A 5705-nucleotide genomic window follows, 5' to 3' on the forward strand; every position below is an offset into this window, starting at 1 on the left:
ATATTGCGCCCCTGTCCAATTTGAAGACAATTACTGGAGGACACGAAATCAAACACTTGTAGCTTAAATGAACTGTCCACTTTTTCGAGTAAAGGTCAATAAGTGAACCTTTAGCAGTGAACTCAATGATGCTGCAAGTTGGTCTATATTCTTCATTTCAAAGCCATAAACTACTTTTTCGTGAAGGAGCATTGGTTTGTCATCATCTTTCCAGCTAGCAGCCAGTGCTTCTAATGATTCAAAGAGTTCCTTGTTGTCCATTGAGATAGTGGCCCTTTTTGGGGTAAACAGTTCATCTGGAATTGCTAAAACCTACCAATATCTTACGAGATGCTTTTTTCAAAGGGGACCTAGCGGATGCAGTCAAAGTGGAGAGCGCCCTTATATAAAGGTGTTGGATGGAGCTACCAATGGCGAGTTGTTAAATGAGAGGGTGGAGTGTGCAGTTGGGAAATCCCAACCTCACCAGTAGGGTTCTCAAGATTTTCGCTTGGATGAGGGGTATTGCATATTGGATTTAACGGGACAACAAACCGTTACCAGCACTAAACCTTAAAGCTATCGTGAGGTATAGATTCAATGATTATTCGCTATTGGAACCCGATTGAAGAAACCGAGGCCTTTCGTCATCAGCTGGATCGGATCTTTGATGAAATGATCCAGGGTGATCCCACTCCCTCCTATCGGTCTTGGACACCTAAGATTGAGCTTTGGGACGAAGGGAATCACCTCATCTACAAAGCATTCCTACCCGGCGTCAAGGCTGATGATTTAGAGATACAAGCGACCCGAGAATCCATTGTTATTTCTGGCCAGCGTCCTCTTGAGGGGGCAACAGAAGGCACTCGACTCATCTACTCAGACATCCATTATGGTTCCTTCCATCGGGCCATTAAACTACCCGTTGCCATTCAGAATACTCAAGTAACAGCATCCTTTGACCAGGGGACTCTAACCCTTACACTCCCTAAAGTTGAAACTGAGCAAAATAAAGTCATGAAGGTCAGTCTTCCGGGTCAAAGTAAGTCCTCCCAACCGCCATTAGATGCTAGCTCAGAGTCAGTATCCGAGTCAGTGCAATAATTGTTTCCTGACGATGGACAAGCGTTCTAACGAGTAAAGATTGCTGAACAGATAAACCCCAGTTTTACCTCGCAGCGGTCTGATTTCGATGACGTCCATTGACGATAGCAAAAATCCTTGAGGCAGTTTATTAGCCCTCAAGGATTTTCTTATGAAAGGGAACGCTAACCGATTGGTGAGAAATCTCTTAACTCTCCTTACCCAGGGTTTGAGGTCGCACGCCACATCCCCCCCATATTAGTCCTTTCCTCCATTAGGCAGGCCTCTAATCCATCAGATCCTCGCTTAGGTCGAAGTGCTTGAGGCCACTCTACTTGTCTGGCTTTCCCAGATAATCTAGTTTCCCAAGCTCAACTCCAGAGTGCCTGAGGATGTTGTAAGCCGTCGTTACATGAAAGTAAACGTTAGGTTTAACAAAAGTCAGGAGATAGGGTAAGCCTGGGAATTGGTAGACTTCATCTCGGACTGGTAGAGAAATGATTTTTTCCTCAGAGCCGTCAACTTGTACTGGTGTGAAAGTATTTAAGTAATCAACAGTATTTCTGGATCGCGTAATCAGCTCTGGAAATGATGCCTCATTATCTTCCATAGGAGGCGCATCCATACCTGCAAGTCTAGCTACCCCTTTTCTAGCTACATCTGAAGCAATTTGAACTTGTTTTGATAAGGGAAACATGTCAGGAAAGAGTCGAGAGTTGATCAGGACACTGGGATCAATGCCTTTACTCTCAGCATGGGCAGATCCCTTCTCCAATATCCCAGATAGGTTATTGAGACACCGAATTAGCGGAGGTACCGAAGCGTTATACATCGAAATCGCCATAGTCTTTCTATGCTCATTATCACTAGAACCATTCTTGCACTTGTATTATCCCCAACAGGTTACAGGTTTGCTCTCGGCTCCTTTATCATTGGCTTGAATTTTCGATATTATCAGCACGACTAGCTGCTTTGGGGAGGACCATGAGTAAGGTTTGTAGACTAAACACTCTCTGCAGATCTATGGAGATATGAGTTGCGGGACCATCAAAGATTACGATTAGAATCTCCTCGTCGGTCAGAGCGGGCGTTGCAGATAATGGGGTTAAGGTAGTGGCCATGGTTGATATCAAACGCTGCTAGCCTGACACAAACCTTCTCATAGCGGTAATTATCGGTCGTTTCAATCAACTGAGCCTGGATGCGTTCATTCACCAGTTCACTTGTGCATGCTATAGCCAGTGTCGTTCACTCTAGACTCATGGCTTTACGCTTCATCCTATTCAGTCTCTTGATTATGGGCGGGCTCCCCAGCAATAGCTTTGCCCAATTATCAACTAAAAAGACTCTAGATATTTACCGCTACCATGGGCTAAAACCCGCAATTGGTCAAGCGTCTGAAGATGGCATCTTTCAAGACTTTAAGTTGCAATCAGACAACCTAGCCAAAATTTGGGCTGATCCAGACGCTGAACAACATGAAGGATCAGACAACAGCTGGGTTAAGAGCTTCATTGACCGTCAAGGGACCTTACCCCATCTCAGTATTCAGTTCTCCCGACAAGGGTATGGAGCCAATATCAGTATTGCGCCCAAAGGACTTATTCCAGAGCGGCTTCCCAAGCAGAGTCTTCTCACCTTTGAAGCCCGCTCCTCAGATCCAGTCTGTATTGGCCTTCGCCTGATGGAACGCGATGGTGAGGTTTGGGGATATGGTAACCCCGGACTCGAATATCAACCGCTTTGTGTTTCTCTTAATCAGGAATGGACCACTTTAAAAGTACCTCTGAGTGCCCAACATCCCGGTTGGTTCCACTTTCCTCACAGTGGCAATATTGATCTAGGCAACCAAACTTTAGACGCAGATATCTTGGCTTTAGTGACGCTAGAACTGGGCTTTAAGGGAGAAGGGCACTTGACACCTGGCCGAGCTGTACTCGATATTCGGGATATACGCGTCCAACCGGATTCTCCGTAATTGCTGCTCCAACCTACCACCCGCATCTGCCATTGGCACGCTCAAACAGATTCGGAAACTGACACCACGTTCACAACAATGCGTGAACGTGGCGCGATACGTAGGCAATAGCGTTCGTCCGTTTGGCTCCCTTGAGTGTCAAGGTTGCGGATATTGCGCAGTACCGAATCAAGAACGGAATACATGCGATTGCCATCGACCACGAGCAACATTTGGACATTACGTCCAGCAGCGAACATCTGAGGATTAACGGTGCCGATATCAAAGTGTACCTGGCCGTTGCGAATATCTTGCCAAATAACGTAGGTCCGCTTTAAGCGCGGATAGGCCCGAAAACCAATGCCAATGGTCAAGATGAGCAGGATGCCGAAAAAGGCAATGGGGGGCGCGGCGGATGGGCTGCTGCTAGCAGAAAGGATGGCGATGACGGCAACGATCCAGAGCGCAATGAAAATCGCACCACCAACTGCATTCCAAAAAGCACGACGCTGTAGTTGACTGTTTTCAGCTTGGGTCATTGCAGGATTTTCTTGCAAGGCTGTTTTCATCGATTCGGAGCGCGTCATCGTTTTATTCCACCGTCCTCAGTCCTCTCTATCGATACTTTTCTATCACGGCTACGATCTGATGTGTTGATCGTGGAACAGTTTCTCTTAAGAAGAAGCCTAGAACTATGGTTATCCTGGCAGTCAGATTAAGTTGAAAGTTTTATAGAGCTGCACGGCCCAGACATTTCCATTGATGACATTCAAAGTTGCAGTGATCGTGTAATGTCTTAGCGACTGAGGTGACACCACCCTACTGATACGGGCTTATTTGGCAATCTTTCTGAATTAATTGAAGTTGTGGATAACCGCTGACCTGTATGAACTAGATCTAAAACCATGATCAGCGAATTATCTTCCTTGATTCATTTCTACATATACCACATAGAATTCCTGCTCAGCCTTCAGTTCCACTCCCCGATTTGGTTACTGAATAAAAAACCGATCCGAGGCATGACGAGTAATCCGCCAAGCCAGAGTAGAATCCATATCCTTCATGACCAACCGAGTGACTAGATTATGCCGTCCCCAGTACAACACCTTGCTAACTTTCATCACTACCAGATGGAACCCAGAGATGCAATGCAACGATCGTATTACTAGTATGAATTTTTTTTGCGATCCTTAGCACTGGAAAAAGTTGTAGCGTTGGCTTGTTTACTGGAGATGATTGGATGTTGTTTTTCAGACACTGGCTAAGCTGCATAGTAGTCTCTGCACTATTACTGAACTTATGCAGCTTGCCGGGACGAACTCAATCACAACTTCCTGCATCAAACCCAACAAAACCACGAAAACCATCAGATTGGGTGAAATTGCTAGACCAAGCTGTTCAATACGAAGCATCTCATGACTATCGCAGTGCCGAAAAGATCTACCGTCAACTGCTCGGTCAACCACAACCCAGTTCCATGAACAACAATATGCATCAATATATTTGGCTAAATCTGGGGGTAAACCTTTCTGAACAGGGGCAGCTAACAGAGGCGATCAAAGTGTTGCAGCAGCTTGTATCCCTGGATGATGTTAATTCTCACCATGTTGCTAGTGCTAACCATCTTCTAGAAGATGTGCAGAGGCAGTTACAGGAGGCGCAAACCAACGTTAAAGATGGATTGAGAGAAATTAAGGCTGATCCCAATTCAACAGAGGGTTATAAGGACCTAATGACAGGTCTAGCAGCTCAGGGGCAGGCGCTCCAATCAGTCTCATTTCTAGAGCAGCAGCTCGGCTATCAGCTTTCTCCCAATCAACTCATAGAACTGGCTAGGGCTGCTAAGGCTTTGCATTGGAAATACGTGTCAAATCACATTCGTAACCAGCGGTTCAACTTATCGATTAAGCTTTATCAGGAGCTTGTGCAGCGTTATCCAGATTACCAACCTGCCCAATTAGAATATCTCAATTTCTTGGCTTTATATGGAGCACCCGCAGAGGTGATCTCAGCTTACCAGAACAGAATTCGGCGCAACCCAGATTTGATTTGGAACCATTGGCAGGTACTCACTCGTAATCTGGAAGCGACTGATCGCTTAGAAGAAGCGCGCCAAATTTTTGACCAATTGCTACAGCAAAAACAAACCGAACCCTATGTTTATTTGGCGTTAGGAAGCTTCCTGGAGCGAATAAAACGGCCTGATGAGGCTGTTCAAGTCTACTTTAAAGCTATTCAAGCCTTTCCTGACCATAGCCCCAGTGATCGACGTTGTCATGTTGTACAAGCAACAGCCTATGATCGCTTAGTAGCGTTACTAGACCATCAGCATCGTCTTGATCAAGTGCTGAGTCTGTTTAAACAAAATTTGCCCAACCTTACAGCTTCTATGTATTACAACTTAGGCTTAGCATTAAGGTATGAAGGTTTCCAAGATTTAGAAGCTCAAGTCTCTCTTCAAATGCAGATTTCTTTTCCCCAAGCCCGTGTAGAGAAATCAAGCTTATGTTGAGTTAAAGAAACTGTCAGGGCTGATTGTCCAGAATTGAGAAATTACCACCATCTTGATAGGTTGAGTACTGTGCCAAATATAATGGACCCTAAAATTCGGACAGGTATCTAAGCTCTGAATCCTTCAAAAAATGATAGGAGTGATTCATGAGTAAGAAACGAAAACAATACAGTC

General features: G+C 45.2%; 8 protein-coding genes. 3 read left to right on the forward strand and 5 right to left on the reverse strand.

The annotated features are described in order from the left end of the window. Positions 1-63: 63 nt before the first annotated feature. The gene (locus tag Q0991_RS08495; protein WP_299487354.1) at positions 64-261 is read right to left on the reverse strand and encodes a hypothetical protein; all 198 of its coding nucleotides are present in this window, start codon (positions 259-261) and stop codon (positions 64-66) included. Between the two features lie 318 nt (positions 262-579). On the opposite strand from Q0991_RS08495, the gene Q0991_RS08500 reads away from it, so the two are divergent. After that, entirely contained in the window at positions 580-1083 is a 504-nt protein-coding gene (locus tag Q0991_RS08500) for an Hsp20/alpha crystallin family protein (RefSeq protein ID WP_299487356.1), read from the forward strand. A gap of 310 nt (positions 1084-1393) precedes the next feature. Here the strand turns inward: Q0991_RS08500 and Q0991_RS08505 are convergent, their stop codons facing one another. Together Q0991_RS08505 and Q0991_RS08510 are read right to left on the reverse strand one after the other, a co-directional pair. Then, positions 1394-1906, reverse strand: a complete 513-nt coding sequence (locus Q0991_RS08505) for a DUF1993 domain-containing protein (protein ID WP_366524925.1) — start codon at positions 1904-1906, stop codon at positions 1394-1396. Positions 1907-1991: 85 nt separating this feature from the next. Beyond that, a complete protein-coding gene (locus Q0991_RS08510) occupies positions 1992-2183 on the reverse strand; it encodes a hypothetical protein (RefSeq protein ID WP_299487358.1) in 192 nt (63 codons plus the stop codon). A gap of 140 nt (positions 2184-2323) precedes the next feature. On the opposite strand from Q0991_RS08510, the gene Q0991_RS08515 reads away from it, so the two are divergent. After that, positions 2324-3040: a hypothetical protein gene (locus tag Q0991_RS08515; RefSeq protein WP_299487360.1), complete on the forward strand. Its 717-nt coding sequence runs from the start codon at positions 2324-2326 to the stop codon at positions 3038-3040. Positions 3041-3081: 41 nt separating this feature from the next. Here the strand turns inward: Q0991_RS08515 and Q0991_RS08520 are convergent, their stop codons facing one another. Together Q0991_RS08520 and Q0991_RS08525 are read right to left on the reverse strand one after the other, a co-directional pair. After that, positions 3082-3606 carry a hypothetical protein gene (locus Q0991_RS08520; protein WP_299487362.1) on the reverse strand — a complete coding sequence of 175 codons (525 nt, stop codon included), beginning with the start codon at positions 3604-3606 and terminating at the stop codon, positions 3082-3084. Between the two features lie 405 nt (positions 3607-4011). Next, positions 4012-4140, reverse strand: a complete 129-nt coding sequence (locus Q0991_RS08525; protein ID WP_299487364.1) for a hypothetical protein — start codon at positions 4138-4140, stop codon at positions 4012-4014. A 254-nt stretch (positions 4141-4394) separates the two neighbouring features. Here Q0991_RS08525 and Q0991_RS08530 point away from each other — a divergent pair, with 254 nt between their 5' ends. Then, positions 4395-5531, forward strand: coding sequence for a tetratricopeptide repeat protein (locus Q0991_RS08530; protein ID WP_299487366.1), 1137 nt, complete (start codon positions 4395-4397; stop codon positions 5529-5531). Positions 5532-5705 lie beyond the last annotated feature (174 nt).

This window comes from Acaryochloris sp. IP29b_bin.137, assembly GCF_028285745.1.
In the GTDB taxonomy this organism is placed as follows: domain Bacteria; phylum Cyanobacteriota; class Cyanobacteriia; order Thermosynechococcales; family Thermosynechococcaceae; genus Acaryochloris.

Coding starts and splice junctions, on each gene's coding strand:
- Q0991_RS08495 (WP_299487354.1), bottom strand. CDS start 261: ATGGACAACAAGGAACTCTTTGAATCATTAGAAGCACTGGCTGCTAGC.
- Q0991_RS08500 (WP_299487356.1), top strand. CDS start 580: ATGATTATTCGCTATTGGAACCCGATTGAAGAAACCGAGGCCTTTCGT.
- Q0991_RS08505 (WP_366524925.1), bottom strand. CDS start 1,906: ATGGCGATTTCGATGTATAACGCTTCGGTACCTCCGCTAATTCGGTGT.
- Q0991_RS08510 (WP_299487358.1), bottom strand. CDS start 2,183: ATGGCCACTACCTTAACCCCATTATCTGCAACGCCCGCTCTGACCGAC.
- Q0991_RS08515 (WP_299487360.1), top strand. CDS start 2,324: ATGGCTTTACGCTTCATCCTATTCAGTCTCTTGATTATGGGCGGGCTC.
- Q0991_RS08520 (WP_299487362.1), bottom strand. CDS start 3,606: ATGACGCGCTCCGAATCGATGAAAACAGCCTTGCAAGAAAATCCTGCA.
- Q0991_RS08525 (WP_299487364.1), bottom strand. CDS start 4,140: ATGAAAGTTAGCAAGGTGTTGTACTGGGGACGGCATAATCTAGTCACT.